The sequence below is a fragment of the Cronobacter sp. HA18006 genome, from assembly GCF_011605445.1.
In the GTDB taxonomy this organism is placed as follows: domain Bacteria; phylum Pseudomonadota; class Gammaproteobacteria; order Enterobacterales; family Enterobacteriaceae; genus Cronobacter; species Cronobacter sakazakii.
This window is the reverse complement of record NZ_JAANQB010000003.1, coordinates 23,655-43,229: the sequence shown is the minus strand read 5'-3', so window position 1 is coordinate 43,229 and position 19,575 is coordinate 23,655. Positions and strand designations below refer to the sequence as shown.

The window sequence follows — 19,575 nt, the reverse complement described above, 5'->3', positions numbered from 1 at the left end:
GGCTCTGTTATGAAAATAAGCATTTTACGGACGCTCACCCTGGGCGGGCTGCTTTTTTCCATGTCAGTCCAGGCCAGTGCGCAGAATGATGTGTCTGCCAGCGACCGGGCATGGATGAAACGGCAGCAGGATGAATTGCAGTCTTTTAAGGATTCACTGACCGGGCAAAATATTCAGTTACCGCCAGCGCAGCAGTACCGAATCAGCCAGTCTCAGCAGCAGATGGCAACCGACGGCGCGGTGGCTGATGAGAGCCGCAAGCCTCTGCAGGCGGTTTATTTCGTCAGCCTCGCTATACCACGGGAAGGCCTGGTGCCGATGCTGAAGGATGCTCAGCGTTATCATATCCCTGCAACCATACGTGGACTGGTTAATAACGATATGCGTAAAACGGCGGCGGCAATGTTTGAGCTCAGCAAAATTGATAACAGCCTCGGTGTACAGGTCGATCCCACGCTGTTCAGCGATTATGGAGTAACGGCTGTTCCTGCCCTGGTGGTCACGTGTCCGGGCCACTTTGACGTGATTCGGGGAAGCTTACCTTTACAGCAGGCGCTTGAGCGAGTTGCGCAGGAGGGAGACTGCGCATCCGCAGCCCGTAAGCTGTTGGGAGCAGAACAATGAAATGGTTCGGAATAGCATTAGTGTTAGTCAGTGCCTTTGTGCATGCAGACGCAAACCAGGACGCGTTTAACGCCGGCGCAAGCTTTGGCAAGGGAAGCAAGCAAAGCGCCGGTAGCCTTAAAAACGCAGATACTGTATCCGGCGCTCTGCCTGGATATACCTCTTCTCCCCCGCAAGCTGACTGGTACGGTGGCGTCACAGGGGGGGATGGCGGGTTGGCAGGTAAGGGGCAGGGGGCTCTGCAGGGTAGCGCTGCAGGCCAGGCGGTCATCGACGCAGGCACCAAAAACCCTGCGCCGGTTATCGATCCCAATGCGCCATACATTACCATCGGAAAAAACGCTGAAAGTACAGCAGATGGTGTGCTCAACGATACAGCTCAGCAGTGTAAGGAAACGACTGTATCCAAATCCACGTTTGAGAAGTTCATCTGTGAGCGTGATGTCTGGATTGAACAGAGCTGTACACGTAGCGGCGTTCCTGGCGGTGCCATGAGCGAGCCCATCGTAATTAGTGAAGAGATCAGGGTGAAGGTAACGACAGGAGATCGTCGTATGCATGTCACTATTCCAAAAAGCATGGTAGTAACCAAGGCCCAGCTTTATTTCGGAAGTAACGATAACGCTATAAACCAGACGGGTATGACAGGTTCTTTCATTAATACGAGAATCAAGATTCGTCGAAATGAAAACATACCTTTGAATTTAAGTGGGAATGTTGAGGAGGGGCAGGTATTCACCTCAACCAGTTTCTGTATGGATTTATGTAATGGACATACGGAAAGGGCTACGGAAGATTTATTAAATGAAGCTGATATAGTCCTCATTCTCAACGTGACCACCACAAAAATGGATTTTAAACCCTCTGTTGGCTGGTCTGAAGCGTGTTCTGTCAATAAAGAAAAAGCGGTTAAGACTGGCTCTGTCTGCACTTCGCCTGGAGGTAGCCGACCGGTCACGGTCGATGGCAACACTTACCAGGTAACCAGTGACTGCTGGCAATACACCGATCAGTATCTGGTCCCGTCAGGCTCAAACGGGACGTGCGGTACTTTGATGCAAAACCCCGCCTGCACCGTGAACGGTACAACCTGCCAGAAAAAAAATGGTAGCTACTGTGAACATGAGACTGTCAGCTATGAGTGCCAGAAAGTGTGGTCTTCATCGGGGCTTGTCTGTGGGGGAACCTATTTCTGCAAATCAGGTGACTGCACTGAAACCGACGGCGCAGGGGATAATGGTTTCGACACCGCAGTAGCGAAACTGGCAGGTCTGGCGTCTGCTGCTGAAGACGTGAAGGAAGACCAGATAAATGTACGTGCGTTTACCGGTGACGTGATGAGCTGCCGCAAAGCCGTGGCGGGATTCTCAAACTGTTGTAAAGACAGCGGCTGGGGCTCAGATGCTGGCCTTCAGCAGTGTAACAGCGAAGAACTGGCGCTGGGCAAAGCGAAAGCCAAGAAAGTGACGGTCAGTATTGGAGAGAAATGCGATCATAAAGCGCTTGGCGTATGCCTTCAGAAGAGCATGGTTTACTGCGTTTTCCAGGGCAAGCTGGCGCGCATTATTCAGGAGCAGGGGCGACGGGATCAGCTCCATGTAGGATTCGGCAGCGGTGATAACCCTAACTGCAGGGGGATAACGGTGCCTGAACTGCAGAGCATCGATTTCGACCTTATCAACTTCTCAGATTTTTATGAGGACCTGATGAAGAACCAGAAAATCCCCCAGACCGATGTGATGGTAAAGCAAATTAAGGATCGCATTGCGGCTCAGGTAAATCAGCAGCAAGGGGGGCAAGCAAAATGAGGCGGCTTATCCTGTGCTTACTCCTGGTAATGTCAGGGACAGCTCTCGGTGAGGAGGAAATCGTTCTTAATCCGACTCCCTTTACTGGCTGGCACTGGTATAACGAACCGGTAAAAAAATACCCACCTAAGCCAGAGGAGGCTCCGCCTTCGACGAAACAGGTGCCAGACCTCAGCAAAATGTCCGCTGTTGAACAGGCTAAAGTCCTGCGGGGATACACACTGGAGGCGCTTAACCGCGCCATCCTCTATCCCACCAGAGAAAATACGGCAACGTTCCTGCGCTGGCAGAAGTTCTGGACCGACCGCGGCTCAATGTTCAGCCAGAGTTTCGCGGCCGCGCAGCTTGCGCATCCCGACCTCGATTACAACCTTGAATACCCGCATTACAACAGCATGGCGCCTTTTGTCCAAACGCGGGATCAGCAGGCACAGCAAAACGCTGTGGCACAGTTGTCTCAACAGTACGGTCTCTTCTACTTCTACAGGGGAGGTGACCCCGTTGATGTACAGATGGCTGGCGTGGTGGCTGATTTTGCAAAAAACAACAGTATTTCGCTAATACCGGTCTCAGTAGACGGTCAGGTTGCTGCCTCCGTTCCGCAAAGCAGACCGGACTCGGGGCAGGCACAGGCGATGGGTATTACTCATTTCCCTGCGCTTTTCCTCGTTGATCCGAAAAGCAAGGGCTTCCGCGCATTGTCCTACGGATTTATGACGCAGGATGACCTTTCCAAAAGATTTTTAAACGTTGCGAATGGCTTTAAACCTAACTCCTGAAGGGATTTCTTATGCAAATTAATCGACTCGTTGCTCTTTTTTTCTGGGGCATGGTAGCAAAATGTCTGAGCGAGCTGCTGGATGTCTCGGTACTGTTTACTCAGGATCTGCTGAAATGGTGTGGATACAGTCTCTGGATCATGGCTGTGCTGTTTTTGTTGTATGACATTCTGAAGCCGCACATCCGTACTCGCCGGCAGAAACGGGAGGTAGTGTGAACCGCTTAACCCTAACTGCATTGATAATGCTGCTACCAACTCTCGCATGCGCCAGCGTCCGGGATGATATCCGCGCAATGGATGCGGCCAAAGCGGTCCCTGCAGTGAAAAACGAGCATACCGAGCAGGGTGAGGAACGTAACGGCAGTCAGATGGTTCTGCCGGACGGTCGGCAGGTGAATATGAAAGATTATGCTGTAGTGCTTTTCATGCAGGCGCATTGTCAGTACAGCGCAAAGTTCGATCCAGTGCTGAAGTCATGGGCCGATCAGCATCATATTCGTGTTTACCCGTATACGCTTGATGGCGGGGGCGATACATCCTTTCCGACACCATTGGTTCCACGTAAGACCGATCCTGCGGCACCGATTGCTGATGAGATAGTCACGTTTTTTGGAAACGGGCTGCCGATTGCAACGCCGACGGCTTTCCTGGTCAATGTGAACACGCTCCGGGCATATCCGCTGACACAAGGTGTTATGGAAATTCCGGCGCTTGAAAGTCGCTACGCCAGTTTAATTCTGGCTGATCTGGATAATATCACTCCCCAGCAAATACCTGCTTTACCTGCGAACAACCTCGTTACTCCCCAGTAAGCCCTCAAGGACACGTTATGAAAAATGAGTCTTGCGCATTTTCGCGCATCGAGCGCGCCTGCCTGTTATACGCCATTGCATTCCTGTTGGCCGCCGCGCTTTACAACTTTATCGCCGGGTTAACCCTGCGTGACCCGGGAGGGCTCACCGAAAGTGCCCGCCTGTTATTCGCTCTGAACCGTGAACTACCATCACTGACACTGCTGTGCTTAATGACGGGTTTCGCTGTGGCAGGACTGTGTCATTACGGTATACGCCATGCGCTCAGGCCTTCGCTTATGGAGACTGAAAATTGATTAAATCGCTTGTAGTGGCAGGCGCGGTTTTCCTGTCAGGCCTCACTATGATTTCGGCACAGGCTGATGTGAATGGCGACCTGAACGGTTTTTTTGGCAGTCTCGGTTACAGCGGAAATGTCTCCCAGGCGCAGGCCTGGCAGGGGCAGGCTGCGGGCTATTTTACCGGCGGCTCGGTGTATCTGCGTAACCCCGTCAGGAACGTTCAACTTATCTCTATGCAGTTGCCTTCCCTGAACGCCGGATGTGGCGGCATCGATGCTTATCTCGGCTCTTTCAGCATGATATCTGGCGAAGAAATACAACGCTTTGTTAAGCAGATCATGAGTAACGCTCAGGGGTATGCATTCGACCTGGCGTTACAAACTATGGTGCCCGAGCTTAAGCAGGCGAAAGACTTTCTTCAAAAACTGGCGAGTGATGTTAACTCAAGCAATATGAGCTCCTGTCAGGCGGCGCAAGGGATCATCGGGGGATTATGGCCGGTGACTCAGGTTTCCCAGCAAAAAATCTGTCAGGACATCGCCGGCGAAACGAACATGTTTGCCGACTGGGCGGCATCCCGGCAGGGATGTACGGTGGGGGGGCAAAGTAACAACGTTACCAGCCGGGCCGGTGATGATCAAAAGGACCAGGTGCTGAAAAATAAAAACCTGATCTGGGATGCGCTGGGTCGAAACCGCCTGTTTGACGGCAACCGTCAGCTAAAAGAACTGGTGATGAGTACCGTTGGCTCAATCATCTTCAACAAAAACGGTGACGTCACCATTCTCACTCCGCTCGTCGACAACCGGGATTTAGTTAAGGTTCTGATGCGCGGGGGCACTGCAAAAATATACGGCTGTGATGAGGATACGCTTTGTCTGGGGCCGGTGGTAACCAGCGTGACCATTAGTGAAGGTAATGGACTGGTGACGCTGGTTAAAAACCTCATGCTCTCTATCCAGAACAAGCTGACGGCAGATACGCCGCTAACGGAGCAGGAAAAGGGCTTCATCAACACAACTTCCGTGCCGGTTCTCAAATACCTGACAAACGCACAGAGCATGGGTATGAGCGCAACATACTTAATTCAGGTTTCTGATTTTATAGCGCAGGACCTGATGATCCAGTACCTGCAGGAACTGGTCAAACAGGCCAGCATGTCGCTGGCAGGTAAGAACTTTCCCGAGCAGGCTGCCGCGAAACTTCGCGACAACGTTATACACGCTCAGGGGCTACTCGCGGATATGAAGCTGCAGTCAGCAGCAGACCAGAACGCGCTGGATGGTATCGATCGGAATATGCAGTACCTGCAGCAGCAGGTTTCTACGATTGTATCCGGCTCATATCAAAGTAATTATCACTGGGGGAACCCCTGATGCTTGAGGTATATACCATTTACGGCGGTGATATGTGGCGTCAGGCCTTTAACGCCGTCGTAACCATTCTCGGTACAAGCACGTGGCATACGCTGTTGAGAATAGCGGGTACGTTTTCTGTTCTGGCAGTACTGGCCTCATTTATAAAAGGGCGTAACCCGCTTGTTTTTATTCAGTGGCTGGCAATTTTTATGCTGCTCACATCGGTACTGCTCGTGCCTAAGAGGTCAGTACAGATAATCGATATCACAGATCGCGCTGCGGTTTATGAAGTAGATAATGTCCCGGTCGGCCTGGCGGCCATTGCCTCATTATCAACAGGCATCGGCTTCAGCATGGCGCAAATGTATGACTACGTGATGGCTCGCCCGGACTCCGTTACGTACACAAAGAGCGGTATGCTGTTCGGCTCGCAGATCGTGGCTGAAACCAGTGATTTCAGGACGCAGAATCCGGAGCTGGCACAAATGCTTCCGGACTACGTCGAAAACTGTGTAGTCGGCGATATCCTGCTTAATCATAAATACACTGTGCATGAATTACTGAACAGTACTGATCCTCTTGGACTGATCACCAGTCAGCCAAGCCCGTTAAGGGGGATTTACAAAACTAGCTCTTCAACACGGGAGTTTCTGACCTGCCAGCAGGCAGCGACAGAAATTCGCACGCTTGCTAATACCGACGCGCAGCCAGGCAGTAACACGTTTACCTGGCTTGCACAGAAAGTGTTTGGCAACCGTATGAATGGGACGACGTTACTGGCGAATGCGATGGGCGAGAGCTACGGCTATTTTTATGCCGGTGGGATGAGCGCGTCACAGATCATGAAAAACAATATTACTAATGCTGCCATAAAGCAGGGCGTTAAGGGCTTCGCAGCCCGATCATCCGATACGGCAAACCTACTGAACCTGGCGACAGAAAGCTCGGCAACAAAGCAGCGCCTCAGCTGGGCTGCGGGAAATGTTCTGGCAACGCGTACCTTACCGTTTGCACAGTCGTTGCTAATGCTGATACTGGTTTGCTTGTTTCCACTGGTCATTGCGCTGGCTGCAGCAAACCACTCGCTGTTTGGTCTTACCACGCTGAAACTGTATATCTGTGGTTTCCTCTACTTTCAGATGTGGCCCGTAATGTTCGCCATTCTGAATTTCGCCTCCACATTCTGGCTACAAACCCAGACAGGTGGAACCCCACTGGTATTGTCGAATAGCGATCAGGTTGCGCTCCAGCATTCGGACGTGGCGAACCTGGCAGGTTATTTGTCGCTTTCCATACCGGTGTTGTCGTTTTACCTGACCAAAGGCGCGGCTTCGGTGGGCTCGCAGGTGGCCGGCAACGTGTTCAGCTCGATGGCGTTCGGCTCGGCCGGGCAGGCATCCACCACAGCGGACGGAAACTGGTCATTTAACAACATGTCGATGGATAACGTCAGTCAGAACAAGATGGACACCAATCTGATGCAACGACAGGGGCAGCAGACGTGGCAGGCGGATAACGGCTCCACGCATACCGTGACAGCCGGTGGTCAGAACGTTATCGACAGCGCGGGGGCAATGTCCAATCTGCCGGTAAACATGCGACTGAGTCAGCTTGCCAGCAGCGGCTTCCAGGAACAGGCGCGACATTCGCAGGTTCAGGCGCAGACTGCTTTGGATGGATACAACCACAGCGTTACCAGTGGTTGGTCTCAGCTATCACAGGTGGCGCGTCAGTCTGGAAGCAGTGACAGCCTGATCCAGGGAAGCGATAACAGTCAGGCAACTAATGCCACCCTTGGGGCAACCAAGATGCTATCCGCTGCTGAAAGTTATGCAAAAGCTAATAATATTTCTACCCAAGAAGCGTATAACCAGCTGATGGATATAACTAACCAGGGCAGTGCGACCGGAGGAGTGAAAGGTAGTGTCGGCGGTGGGATCAACCTCGGTGTCGTGAAAGCAGGTGCTGAAGTATATGGCGCAGCAGAAATGCGCCACGCAACAGGAAGCTCACGAGGGATTCAGGATGCAAATAGCCACGGCACAGATATGCGACATGATAAGAATAGCCAGGCGGTTCAGGACTTCCGACAAGGAATGGACATGGTCACCAGTAGTCGCGTAAGTGATGCTGGCAACCATACTGACAATGCAGGTACAAGTAACGTTGAACAGTTTGCCGCGACCCTTAATGACGCCAAGAGTCAGTACCAGCAATTCACTTCAAGTTCTACTCAAAGTGATGAGTTCAGCCGTATGGCCACTCTCGCTCAAAGCCAAAGCGCAAGCCTTGATACCAATTACAATCAGGAATTTGTTAACTGGGCATCTGACAAATATGGCGATAAGGCTCAGCAGATCCTTACAAGTGCGCCGTCTGCACGGGAAGCAGCCGTTGAATTTGTCGAGGAGCGGCTTAAACCTGAAATTATGGGAGATTACAAGCAAGCTCAAACGGACCTTAAGGACGGGGCAGATCACAATTCTTTTAATGCTGGAGAGGCAGCGGGTTCTATAAGAACGCTGTCAAATGGTGTTTCAAGCGCAAGCTATTCAGTAGCAAAAAACAGCCCGACAGATGGAGAGGGAAGCCTTCGCAGTTTAACAAGTGACTCTCAGCGCGGTGAGGTGAATTCCTCAACTACGCTCAACAGTTCGGGAGTACATAGCATCCCTGGAAGCGCTGACCAACATGATGGAAGAGTTAACGCAGAAAACAACTCGTCTCATTCATATGGCCATCAGGCGATGGACCGCAATGTTTCAATGAGTGGAACAGAGCCTTTCTCGAAGGCTACGGGCAAGCCTGCCCATCATACATCGGTCATAAATGCAGGAAGCTCAGAGCATACCAGTCAGGGAGATATGAAAGCCGATTTCCAACGCAACCAGGATGCGTTAAAAGAACATGCCGAAGCGGACTTTAGTGCTCAAAACAGAATTGCGGAGCGTGTGGCAGCACAAAGATCTGCAAACGAGCAAAATATCCACAGTTCTGCTGCCGATATTAATAAAAATCAATCCACTGTCCGTACATCCAGTGATAATATGAAAGGAGAAATGGATAATGCCAGTAGCAAATTTGCTGAAGGACGTAAAGCAGCGGAAATAGACCAGCAAATGCCTGTCATTGATAGCGACAAAAAGAAAGAGCTCGAAGAACAGCTAGCTGACTTAAGAAGAAAACATGGGTAGGTGAACTATGAAACGTAAAGCCGCTACATCAATACTATATGCACCACTTTTATTGATGTTTTTTGGGGTGCCTTTAATTCACGATTTAATACCCAATTCTGCAGTGTATAAAGGCGAGGACTGGTTAGCCTTTCTATTGATATATGTCGTTGGGTTTATATTTGCCTCTCCTTTGTTCTATCTAATTTTCAAAGTGGAAGCAAAGACCGTTGAGTTAACCAAAAGAGCGGCTATTTGTTTCGGCTTTTGTATTCTCATTATTACGTTTGTAGTAATCACTTGTTGGAACAAAACAGGTATCCTCTATGTGGGCCTGGCGCTTACTATGCTGGCCAGTTATCTTGTGATGTATTTCGGAAGAACGGACCTGACGGTACGTAAGTTGATTGTCCGGGATAAAGATACAGGTGCCATGTATAAAGTAGAAAGGGGGCGCATGTCCCAAATGACTCCAAATGAAATAGCTGATTTTAATGCAAGAGCTCTTAGCAGATCAGTTAACTTAGTAGAGATATCACCAAGTAAGATGGAGGGGCTTGATACGTTTACTGCCTTTACAGCAGATAACGGTCACCCAGTGTCACTGTATTTGAATCCAGCGAATGGCTTACCAATGATAGGTGGTGCTTCCGGACTGGATATTAACGGAAATACATGGGGAACAAACTTTAATGACCCCTCTGCCTACCATTCATCCTTCGATCCGCATCGCGGATATTAAGATTTTCATCCAACCCTTGGGGAGCAATGCTCCCCTTTTTTACAGGTAAATTTCATGAAAAAAAATAAGCTGGCAGCTGTCGGAGTAACCCTGTCTGTCGTTTTGCTTTGCGGATGTGGAGCTATGTCCACTGCGGTTAAAAAAAGGAATCTGGACGTGAAAACCCAGATGAGCGAAACCATCTGGCTGGAGCCGTCATCAGAAAGAACGGTATATCTGCAGGTGCGCAATACTTCAGATAAGGATATGAGTGACCTGCAGGCTATTTTAGCAAAAGACCTGACAGCTAAAGGGTATCGTGTTACCGCATCGCCGGATGAGGCCTATTACTGGGTGCAGGCAAACGTGCTGAAAGCTGAAAAAATGGACCTGCGCCAGGCACAGGGCTTACTTAGTAGTGGCTATGAAGGGGCAGTGACTGGCGCTGCGCTCGGTGCCGGTATCACGGCGTATAATAGTACCTCTGCCGGTGCTACGTTGGGCGTGGGCCTGGCCTCCGGGCTGATAGGTCTGGCCGCTGACGCAATGGTGGAAGACACCAACTATACGATGGTCACTGACCTGCAGATCTCGGAGCGCAGTCGGGTGGAGGTGACCACAGACAACGTGGCAGCGCTGAAGCAGGGCAGCTCCGGTATGAAATTGCAGACCAGTACGGAGCAGGGCAAGCGCCTGAAGTACCAGACCCGCGTCGTATCTAATGCCAACAAAGTTAACCTGAAGTTTGAAGAGGCGAAACCGGTTCTTGAAGCGCAGTTGGCAAAATCTGTAGCTGGCATCCTCTGACATAACTCCCTCGTGGCATCCCGCCACTTCTTGCAGATCTGACCCCAAAACCTGCTGGTATTCCACACTGGCCGGGGTGCGTCTGTGCTTTCTGTATACAAGGTGACATTTCGCTTCCTCACAGGACAGCGCGCTTCGTGCTGTCCTGTCTGCGGCGAGCGCCTGTTTTATAAAACCTCACGCTGTCCGGGTTGCCGGGCGGCAACACTACGGCCGGATAACCTCTATGAGCTTTTCAGGTAAATACCTTACCCAGGGCGGTCAGATGACCGCCTACCGGTGGCGCATGTTTCTTCAGGTCAACAACTGGATTGGCTTCTGGGTACTCATGCTGTTCATCGGGCTAGGTGCCATTATTTTTCTGCTCAAAACCCCGCAAGAGCTGCTTGAAAATGGGGCGTGGTATTGGTTCGCAAATATGAATTCCACTTTCGCGGATCTTATGCCAGCCGGGAACGGCAGGTTTTACGACATCCATTATTTCTACGCGCCGGCAAATCGCACGCTGACGCTTAAAATGACGCTTCAACAGATGCTCACAGATCCGTATATGACGGTAATGGGGGAGCGCTTTGCCGCAAATATTAAAATGGCCGCTACGGCAAGTGGCATCTTCTGTCTGTGTGTATTTTTCGCGGTTACCTGGTTTATTACGCGCATCGGGCGCAGGGAAAGTGAAGACGAATACATTTCGGGGATGCAGCTCACCGACAAGCCAGCTGAAGTGAACAAACTTCTGCGCCAGAACGGTGAGCTTTCCGATCTGCGAGTGGGTGACCTGCATATGGTTAAGCGGGCCGAGGTCATGAATTTTCTGATACATGGCACCATTGGCGTCGGGAAGTCGACGCTTATCCGATGGCTGCTGGATCACATACGTAAACGCGGCGACCGGGCAATCATCTACGACTCCGGTTGTACCTTCACCGAAACTCACTATAACCCGCAGACCGACATTATCCTGAACTCCCACGACGAGCGCTGCGCGAACTGGCAGATGTGGGGAGAATGCATTGATACGGTGGATTACGAGAACCTGGCGGCAAGCCTTATTCCGGTCGAAGGCGACTCCGACCCGTTCTGGGTATCCAGCTCCCGCACCATCTTTTCGGATCTGGCCATCCGCATGTCAGTCGACCCGGAGCGAAGCATTGAAAAGTTCCTGATGACGCTGCTGTCGCTCTCGATGAAAAGTCTGCGTGAATACCTGGCTAACACACCTTCTGCCAACCTGGTGGAAGAGAAAATCGAAAAAACGGCCATCTCTATCCGCTCGGTGGTCACCAACTACGCCAAAGCGCTACGTTACCTGCAGGGGCTGGATGACGGCACGAAGCCGCCGTTCACTATCCGCGAGTGGATGACAAGCGGGCGCTACGACAACAGCTGGCTTTTTATCTCCACTCAAGCCCGACACCGCAAAAGCGTGCGGCCGCTGATATCGATGTGGCTTTCCATGACCACGCTGCTGCTGCAGAGCATGGGCGAGAACAGCGAGCGACGTGTCTGGTTCATCATCGATGAGAAAACCAGCCTGCAGCGTATTCCTGAATTTGCGGAAACTCTGGCTGAAGCGCGTAAATTCGGCGGTTGTTTCGTCATCGGTATCCAGAACATGGCGCAGCTCACCCACGTCTATGGTCGCGAAATGGCCAGAAGTATCTTTGACCTTTTAAACACCCGCATGTACGGCCGCTCTCCCAGCGCGGAAATGGCAAAAGTGGTTGAAGAAGATTTAGGTAACCAGCGCCGCAAGGAAGCCCGCGAGCAGAACAGCTACGGTCTGGACCAGGTACGTGATGGTATCTCGATCGGCAAAGACAAGGTGAACCAGCCGGTCGTCGATTACGAACAAATCATGCGCCTGCCGAACCTCAACTTTTATGTGCGGCTGCCGGGGGAATACCCGGTGGTGCGCCTCGGCCTGAAGTACCGGCCTCAGAAGAAGCGCAACGCCGGTCTGATGGAACGCAATATCCGCGATGCGTTGAGCCCGGAGCTGGAGAAGGTCATCCGGGAGAACGAGCGCACCGCAGCGGCAGCCGGCCTGAAATTCCCGACCGGGGACGAAGTGCTGGAAGGCCAGCAGGTCACGCCGTCACCGGAAATAGTGCCTGAAGCGGCGAAACCTGCCGCGCAAGCGGTACAGCCCCGACCGGAGAAAAAAGCCGCCGCGCAGACAACAGACAAACCGGCCGCACCTGAACAGGCAACCGCTGAGCCTGCACTGGCGTCGCAGGTCTCAGATTCAGCACCCGTGGCTCAGCAAAGCGCAGCCAGAACTGTACCCGCACCGCAGGAAGGTAAGACCGCAGAACCAGCCCGGTCAACCGTCCCGCAGCGTTCAGACAATGTGGTTTCCCTTCGCCCGGCAACCACGCCTCCGGCACCCGCCGTGGACGCTATAAAACCTGGCATTTCTTCCCGCCCGCTACCGGCGGCCTCTCGTGGTGTCGTGACCGGTAGCGCGCTGGAAATGCTGCAGCGCCGTGTCCGCCAGTCAGATAACCAGAACAGCGAAGAAGATGCACCGCAGGAAGGCGGTGAAACAATGAACCTCGATATGACCGTCACGCAACTGCCGGACGGTGGCCTGCAGCTCACCACGACCGGCAACACGCCGGATGAACACAGCGTGCCGGCAAACGGCCGTGCCGGTCACCGCATGGCCCAGGAAGAAGAAAACATTCTGCGCCACCGCGAGCAGGGCGATCCGGGTCCGTGGGACGCGTATGACCATGATTTTGAACACGACGACGGAGAATACGAACGATGATGTCAGTCGCACCGGTGGCCTCTGCAGGCGGGGCCGCACAGTATTACAGCAATGCTGATAACTATTACTTCCTCGGCAACCTGCAAAGTCTGTGGATGGGGGAAGGCGCTAAAAAGCTCGGACTGGAAGGTCCGGTCAGGGGCGAGGCGCTGACGGCAATACTGGAAGGCCGCCTGCCGGACGGCTCCCGGCTGGGTAAGGAGATTAACGGCAACCACGTCCACCGCCCGGGCCATGACCTGACTTTTTCAGCGCCCAAAAGCGTCTCGCTGCTGGTTCTTGTCGGCAACGACAAAGCACTGCTGGACGCGCATAACCACGCGGTCCGGGTGGCGGCTGGCTATGTTGAAAAGCTGATATCCGCCCGCGACACAAAAGATGGCGTCACCTCCATCGTACCGACCGGCAAAATGGTGGCCGCGGCGTTCACCCATGACACCTCGCGTAATCTCGATCCGCAGCTGCACACGCACCTGCTGGTCGCCAATATGACGGAGTCAAACGGCAAGTGGAAGGCGCTCGCCACGGACTACATTCACGGTGCCGGTTTTATTGAGACGGTAATGAAGATGCAGGTCACGCTCGGCAAGATTTATCGCCAGGCGCTGCGCGAGCAGGTGGAAGCGCTGGGCCATAAAGTGGAGAGCGTCGGGAAAAACGGCCTGTGGGAAATCAAAGGCGTGCCGGAAGTGGTGCGCGAAGAGTTTTCTTCCCGTGGCAAGGAGATTGAAGGCGCTGTGGGCGCTGAGGCCACCCTACGCAGCCGGGATGTGGCCGCAAAGGACACGCGCCAGGCCAAAGTCGATCCGTCCCGGCTGCGCCTGCGTGAGCGTTGGCTCGGCCAGATGAAAGATCTCGGCTGGGATATGCAGGAATATCAGAACAGCCTGCGCTCCCCTGAGAAGGACGGCGCGGCGGAACCTGCGTTAACTCAGGCGGAAGGCCCAGTCGCACCGGAAAAAAAGGATGCCGTTCCGCAAACCAGCCTTCCTGAAAAGGGTAACGCCGGGAAAGAAAAACCTGAAGCGGCGACGGTGCGCGACGTGCCGGCAGTCTCTGAACGGACTGACCGTGAACAATCGGTACAGCCGGAGAAAGCAGATCCCGGCCCGGAAATCAGCATGCCTGAAAAGGGTAACGCCGGGAAAGAAAAACCTGAACCGGCGACGGTGCGTGACGAGCCGGCAGTCTATGAACGGACTGATCGTGAACAATCGGTACAGCCGGAGAAAGCAGATCCCGGCCCGGAAATCAGCATGCCTGAGCAACCCGAACCGCTTCATGGAAAGCCGGCAGGGAAAGAGCCTGAGCCCCGCCCGGAGGTCACTGACGCCGTCAGGATGGCGGTTTCCCAGTTGAGCGACAGCAAGACCCGTTTTACCTGGGGCGAGCTGATGCTCACCGCCACGGAATTCAGTGAAAAGCTGCCCGACATGAAGGAGCTGCGCCTGGCCATCGATGCGTCACTGAAGGACGGGCTTATCGTGCCGCTGGACAGCGAAAAAGGGGTGTTCACCTCCCGCATCCACCTGCTCGATGAGCTATCCCTGCAGGCGGTCAGCCAGGAGCTGCTGAAAGAGGGCCGTGTGGTGAGCTTCACGCGCCCGGAAACTTATGCGCCGTCTGCCCTTGAGCCGGTGGAAAAGGACGCGCTGGTCCTGATGAACGCGCCCGCTGGCGTGGCAGGTATCCGGGAACTGGCCGAACAGGTGACAGCCCTTTCCACCGCCCACGGCCGTGAAGTGAAAGTACTGGCGAGCTCCGCAGAGCGCGCTACGTCCCTTGCCCGTTCGGACACACTTAAGGAGCGGTTAATCAGCCGGCAGCAGGTACTGAGTGGGGATTTTTCCCTGAAACCGCAGAGCACGCTGGTTATTGAGGGTGCTGAAAAACTCGGGCTTAAGGAAACCCTTATTCTTGCCGGCGAGGCCCGGGCGCAGGGCGCGCAGCTGGTCTTTCTCGACAGCGCCGGCCGCCAGGCAAACGGCAATGCCATGTCGGTGCTGGAAGCCGCAGGGGTGAAGCGCAGCCGACGTACTGAACCGGCCCCCGGGCTGGAGACAGCTGTTATCAGCCTGCCGGACAAACGGGTGCGCTATGAGGCGCTTGCCAACCGTTACGCTGAACTTAGCGCTGGCAGCGAACCGGTCACAGCGGTGGTGCTGGGCCAGCGCGAGCAGAAACACCTGACCGGCCTCATTCGGGATGCGCTGCAGAACGCAGGCCAGCTTGAGCGTGACGGTGTCACCGTGGAAGCCCGCACGCCGGTTTGGCTGGACAGTAAAACCCGCCGCCAGCCCGGCTCATACCGCGCCGGGCAGGTACTGGAAGATCGCAGCGATGCCAGAGAGGTGAAGCATTATGTGATTGACCGCGTCCATGAGGACACGCGCATGCTGTCACTGGTGGACGGTGACGGCGTGCTGTCCCGCCACAAAATCAGCAGCCTCACGGCGGACTGGCGGCTCTACAACAGCGAGCAACTGAATATCAGCGAGGGGGAAAAACTGCTGGCCGTGGCCGCAGACCGTTCCACCGGGCTTAAGGCAAAAGACCGCCTGCAGGTCACGGCAATCACACCGGCAAGTATTGAGGTGCAGCGTGACGGTAAAACCCTGACGCTGCCGGTCGACCGGCCGCTGTATGTCACCCACGGCTACGTGGCCGCACCGGGCGGGCGGGACAATGAGTCAGGCGCGGTACTGGCCGCGCTTAACAGCCGCGACATCACCGCGCAGATGATGAACACGCTAGCGCAGAGCGGGAGCCGGGCGGAAGTTTTTACAGCCGAAACTCAGGACCGGGCGGAAGCCCGCCTGCAGCGCATGCGGCACAGCAGTTCACCTGTCCAGTTGGTACGCAACCTGAGCGGTAAGGACGACGTCAGCGACGCAGTAAACACCCTGCGTGACGGCGTTAAGGGCGAGGCTGCGCTGGCCGTAGCCCGCGCCATTGCCGAACAGCGGGAGGTGTCATTCAGTGAACTGAAACTCACCACTGCCGCAACGGCGCTCCATAACGATATCAGCGCCATCGGCGAGGAGATTGCCGCTCAGGTGAAAAGCGGGGAGCTGCTGACCGCTACTGTACGCGGCGAAACCCGGCTGATTGCCCGTTCGACCTGGGAGATGGAGAAGGCCATCATCCGCGTTATCGACGAGGGCAAGAACACGCAGCAGCCGCTGCTGGAGCAGGTCGATCCGAAATTGCTGGCCGGGCTGACCGCCGGGCAGAAACAGGCCACGCAGATGGTGCTCGGCAGTCGCGACCAGTTTATCGGCGTGCAGGGCTACGCCGGTGTTGGTAAAACCACCCAGGTCCGGGCATTAAAATCCGCTATTGAAACCCTGCCGAAAGCCGGGCGCCCTGAGCTGCTGGGGCTGGCACCCACGCACCAGGCGGTGAAGGAAATGAGTGAGGTGGGTGTGGTGGCGCAGACGGTGAAATCCTTCCTGGTGGAGCATGATCAGCGCGTGGCTGGCGGGGAAAAACCTGATTACCAGGGGCGTATGTTCCTGATTGACGAGTCCTCGATGGTGGGGAACCAGGACACGGCCGCCCTGTACCAGGCCATCCGCGCTGGCGGGGGCCGTGCCGTCTCGATGGGGGATACCGCCCAGTTCGAGGCGGTGGACTCAGGTGCGCCGTTTAAGCTTGTTCAGGAGCGCAGCCCGATGGACGTGGCCATCATGAAAGAGATTGTGCGCCAGCGTGACATGCAACTGAAAAGTGCAGTGTCGGACATTATCGATAACCGTATTGACGCGGCGCTATCGCGTATTGCCTCCGTCACGCCCGACCGCGTACCACGGGAAACAGGAGCGGCGCTTCCGGCAGCATCAGTCCAGGAAACGGACTCGCCGGTGGCGGCCATTGTCACGGACTGGCTGGGGCGCAACCCGGATGCGCGCAGCCGTACTATCATCATCACCCAGTTGAACCGCGACCGTCAGGCCGTGAATGCCGGCATTCACGCGGCGCTGAGCGCACGCGGCGAGCTGGGGCAGGAAGCTGTCACCGTACCGGTGCTGGAAAAAATCAGCCACACCCGCCATGAATTTAATAAAACCTCAGCCTGGCAGCCTGGCATGGTGGTGAAACGGGGCGATCGCTATCAGGATGTGGTCGCCGTGGACAAAAACGGATCGCTGGTCACAGTGCGGGATGAGGAAGGCAAAATTGCCCTCATCTCGCCGCGCGAGCTCGTTGTGGGCGACGTGGAGCTGTTCAGCCGCAGCAGTATGGAGGTACGTGCTGGCGATCAGCTGCGCTTTACCGCCACCGACCGCGAGCGCGGGCAGGCCGGTAACCAGAAATTCACTGTGGAGGCGGTGAAGGATAACGGTGATGTGGTGCTGAACGGCGCGGCCGGGCGCAAGATTATTAACCCGAAAGAGGTGCTGGCCGAACAGCATATCGATTACGCCTGGGCGGTCACCGGCTACGGCGCACAGGGCGCCAGCAGTGATTACGTCATTTCACTGGAAGGAACGCAAGACGGTCGTAAGGCGCTGGCGTCGCAGCGGGCATTCTACATTACCGCCTCCCGTGCGAAAGACCATGTACAGATTTACACGGACGGTCTGGCGGACTGGACAAAAGCCGTAAAAATGCCGGAGCGTGAAGCCAAAACAGCTCACGATGCGTTGAAGCCTGAAACGCAGCGCCAGCAGGCACGGGCCATCTGGGCGATGGGGCAATCGCTGCCCCGGACCGCGATCGGGCGCACCTGGCTGCGTCATCAGGGGATTGATGCACAGGCCATGACGGCACGCATTATCCCTGCCACAAAACGTTATCCGGAGCCGGCACTGGCGTTGCCGCTGTATGACAATAACGGCAAGAGCTCCGGACTGGCGCTCGTCCCGATTGTAGCCGGTGACAATGGGCGTCTGACTCAGGGTGAAGTCCGGATGGTTGCAACCGATGGTTCGCGGGGCGCGGTCCTGCAGCGCAGCAACAACGGTAAAACGGTGGTGGTGCGCAGCCTTCAGGAAGCCCTGGATACCGTCAGGGTACGGCCGCAGGATGGGGTGGTGTGGCAAACCGGGGAGGAAAAGCCTTCAATTCACCTGCTGAAACTCTCCCGTGGTCAGGCGGATGATTCCGCGACACTGGCATCTACTGTACTGAATGCGCAGGAGCAGGAGAGACTGGCAGAGCAGGCCCGGGCCGAAGCGGCCCGCCAGAGAGAAATGCAGCTGCGCGACGGACAGGAAAAAATCCGGCTGCCGGAAGAGCAACCTATTATCCTGCCAGCTGACGAGAAATCTGCCCGGGAAGCGGCACTGCCGGTTATCCCGGATGCCGGTGTACTTCGCCGTGTGGCCGGTGAAACACAGCCCACCGGTGGCGACCAGAACGCCGTTAAGCAGGCGCTGCTGCAGGAAGGCGGAGAGGTGCTGATGCAGAACAGAGGCAAAACAGTGGACATGCAGCAGATTGCCGGGCGGGTGGCTTCAGAACTGGCAGAACAGAGCCGTGCTGAACTGCCCCGCCAGGAATCCGCGACCGAACGCGGCCGCCAGCCAGAGCAGGAAGAGCGCGGGCATACCCGACATATTCAGAAAGAACGTTAATCCAAGGAAAATTATGACACATACCATTCTGGCCGCGGCTGGCGCGGCTTTTTTATTATTTGCTGGTAGCGTAGCAGCTGCACAGGCACCCGTTTTCACGCCGGAGCAGGAGGCCCGTATCGGCCAGATAGCAGCCGACTATATGCTGAACCATCCAGAAATTCTGGTGCAGGTCAGCCAGAAACTGCAGGCGCAGCAGCAGGAGCGCCAGCAAAAAATGTACGCGCTGAGCGTCATGGGAAACCAGGAGGCGCTGCTACGTGATTCAGACACGCCGGCATATGGCCCGGAAAACGCGAAAGTAGCCGTCATCGAGTTCTTTGACTACCAGTGCATCTGGTGCAGCAAACTGGCGCCGGAAATCGAGAAGGCTATGAAGGCGAACCCGGATGTGCGTTTCGTCTTTAAGGAATGGCCCATCTTCGCCGGAAAATGGGCGGAATCTGAGCAGGCCGCGCAGCGCGGCCTGGCGGTGTGGAAAGCAAAAGGCGAACAGGCTTATATGACCTATCACAACAGCATTTATCATACCGGTCATGCGGAAGGGGAACTCACCACAGTGGATATTGATACCGCAGCAAAAGCAGCGGGCTTTATGGAAAACAGCATACCGGATAACAGCGCTGTGCTGACGCGCAACGATGCGCTCGCACAGCAGCTGGGGCTTACCGGCACGCCAGGTCTTATCATCATGCCGGTGACTGGTGCGAAGCCAGCCAACATTACCGTGTTGTCAGGAGGAACCACGGCCGCACAGATTCAGTTAGCCATCAAAAAAGCTGAACAGACGTCGCGATAATTTTAAAGGTCTGGCTGCGTATGATGGCATTTCCGCCAGAATCAACATTCTTAACG

Annotated in this window: 13 protein-coding genes; all 13 read left to right on the top strand. The window is 54.9% G+C overall.

What is annotated here, in order from left to right; all coding sequences use genetic code 11:
- The first annotated feature begins 9 nt into the window (after positions 1 to 9).
- The 13 genes from trbC (at position 10) to G9X48_RS00975 (ending at position 19,519) form a co-directional block, all read left to right on the top strand.
- Positions 10 to 624 (top strand): type-F conjugative transfer system pilin assembly protein TrbC, encoded by a 615-nt coding sequence (trbC, locus tag G9X48_RS01035; protein WP_007853412.1) that lies wholly within the window; start codon positions 10 to 12, stop codon positions 622 to 624.
- The gene (gene traN, locus G9X48_RS01030) at positions 621 to 2,432 is read left to right on the top strand and encodes a type-F conjugative transfer system mating-pair stabilization protein TraN (RefSeq protein WP_007853408.1); all 1,812 of its coding nucleotides are present in this window, start codon (positions 621 to 623) and stop codon (positions 2,430 to 2,432) included. The genes trbC and traN overlap by 4 nt, the downstream gene beginning before the upstream one ends.
- The gene (traF, locus tag G9X48_RS01025; RefSeq protein WP_044593646.1) at positions 2,429 to 3,211 is read left to right on the top strand and encodes a type-F conjugative transfer system pilin assembly protein TraF; all 783 of its coding nucleotides are present in this window, start codon (positions 2,429 to 2,431) and stop codon (positions 3,209 to 3,211) included. Before traN ends, traF begins: the two co-directional genes overlap by 4 nt.
- A gap of 11 nt (positions 3,212 to 3,222) precedes the next feature.
- The gene (locus G9X48_RS01020; RefSeq protein WP_007853395.1) at positions 3,223 to 3,429 is read left to right on the top strand and encodes a hypothetical protein; all 207 of its coding nucleotides are present in this window, start codon (positions 3,223 to 3,225) and stop codon (positions 3,427 to 3,429) included.
- On the top strand, positions 3,426 to 4,025 hold the full coding sequence (trbB, locus tag G9X48_RS01015) for a type-F conjugative transfer system pilin assembly thiol-disulfide isomerase TrbB (RefSeq protein ID WP_007853392.1): 600 nt from the start codon (positions 3,426 to 3,428) through the stop codon (positions 4,023 to 4,025). Before G9X48_RS01020 ends, trbB begins: the two co-directional genes overlap by 4 nt.
- 17 nt (positions 4,026 to 4,042) lie before the next feature.
- Positions 4,043 to 4,321 carry a hypothetical protein gene (locus G9X48_RS01010; RefSeq protein WP_044593645.1) on the top strand — a complete coding sequence of 93 codons (279 nt, stop codon included), beginning with the start codon at positions 4,043 to 4,045 and terminating at the stop codon, positions 4,319 to 4,321.
- The gene (gene traH, locus G9X48_RS01005) at positions 4,318 to 5,682 is read left to right on the top strand and encodes a conjugal transfer pilus assembly protein TraH (RefSeq protein WP_054622683.1); all 1,365 of its coding nucleotides are present in this window, start codon (positions 4,318 to 4,320) and stop codon (positions 5,680 to 5,682) included. The genes G9X48_RS01010 and traH overlap by 4 nt, the downstream gene beginning before the upstream one ends.
- Positions 5,682 to 8,858 carry a conjugal transfer mating-pair stabilization protein TraG gene (traG, locus tag G9X48_RS01000; protein ID WP_007853387.1) on the top strand — a complete coding sequence of 1,059 codons (3,177 nt, stop codon included), beginning with the start codon at positions 5,682 to 5,684 and terminating at the stop codon, positions 8,856 to 8,858. Before traH ends, traG begins: the two co-directional genes overlap by 1 nt.
- 7 nt (positions 8,859 to 8,865) lie before the next feature.
- The gene (locus tag G9X48_RS00995; protein ID WP_044593644.1) at positions 8,866 to 9,579 is read left to right on the top strand and encodes a hypothetical protein; all 714 of its coding nucleotides are present in this window, start codon (positions 8,866 to 8,868) and stop codon (positions 9,577 to 9,579) included.
- A gap of 54 nt (positions 9,580 to 9,633) precedes the next feature.
- On the top strand, positions 9,634 to 10,365 hold the full coding sequence (gene traT / locus G9X48_RS00990; RefSeq protein ID WP_044593643.1) for a complement resistance protein TraT: 732 nt from the start codon (positions 9,634 to 9,636) through the stop codon (positions 10,363 to 10,365).
- 226 nt (positions 10,366 to 10,591) lie between these two features.
- The gene (gene traD, locus G9X48_RS00985; protein ID WP_007853373.1) at positions 10,592 to 13,141 is read left to right on the top strand and encodes a type IV conjugative transfer system coupling protein TraD; all 2,550 of its coding nucleotides are present in this window, start codon (positions 10,592 to 10,594) and stop codon (positions 13,139 to 13,141) included.
- Positions 13,138 to 18,720, top strand: coding sequence for a conjugative transfer relaxase/helicase TraI (gene traI / locus G9X48_RS00980; RefSeq protein ID WP_054622682.1), 5,583 nt, complete (start codon positions 13,138 to 13,140; stop codon positions 18,718 to 18,720). The genes traD and traI overlap by 4 nt, the downstream gene beginning before the upstream one ends.
- Positions 18,721 to 18,733: 13 nt before the next feature.
- A complete protein-coding gene (locus G9X48_RS00975; RefSeq protein WP_054622681.1) occupies positions 18,734 to 19,519 on the top strand; it encodes a DsbA family protein in 786 nt (261 codons plus the stop codon).
- The last annotated feature ends 56 nt before the right edge of the window (positions 19,520 to 19,575 follow it).

Excerpts from the sequence above, each read along its gene's own strand:
- trbC (WP_007853412.1), top strand. The coding sequence starts at position 10 with ATGAAAATAAGCATTTTACGGACGCTCACCCTGGGCGGGCTGCTTTTT.
- traN (WP_007853408.1), top strand. The coding sequence starts at position 621 with ATGAAATGGTTCGGAATAGCATTAGTGTTAGTCAGTGCCTTTGTGCAT.
- traF (WP_044593646.1), top strand. The coding sequence starts at position 2,429 with ATGAGGCGGCTTATCCTGTGCTTACTCCTGGTAATGTCAGGGACAGCT.
- G9X48_RS01020 (WP_007853395.1), top strand. The coding sequence starts at position 3,223 with ATGCAAATTAATCGACTCGTTGCTCTTTTTTTCTGGGGCATGGTAGCA.
- G9X48_RS01010 (WP_044593645.1), top strand. The coding sequence starts at position 4,043 with ATGAAAAATGAGTCTTGCGCATTTTCGCGCATCGAGCGCGCCTGCCTG.
- traG (WP_007853387.1), top strand. The coding sequence starts at position 5,682 with ATGCTTGAGGTATATACCATTTACGGCGGTGATATGTGGCGTCAGGCC.
- G9X48_RS00995 (WP_044593644.1), top strand. The coding sequence starts at position 8,866 with ATGAAACGTAAAGCCGCTACATCAATACTATATGCACCACTTTTATTG.
- traT (WP_044593643.1), top strand. The coding sequence starts at position 9,634 with ATGAAAAAAAATAAGCTGGCAGCTGTCGGAGTAACCCTGTCTGTCGTT.
- traD (WP_007853373.1), top strand. The coding sequence starts at position 10,592 with ATGAGCTTTTCAGGTAAATACCTTACCCAGGGCGGTCAGATGACCGCC.
- traI (WP_054622682.1), top strand. The coding sequence starts at position 13,138 with ATGATGTCAGTCGCACCGGTGGCCTCTGCAGGCGGGGCCGCACAGTAT.
- G9X48_RS00975 (WP_054622681.1), top strand. The coding sequence starts at position 18,734 with ATGACACATACCATTCTGGCCGCGGCTGGCGCGGCTTTTTTATTATTT.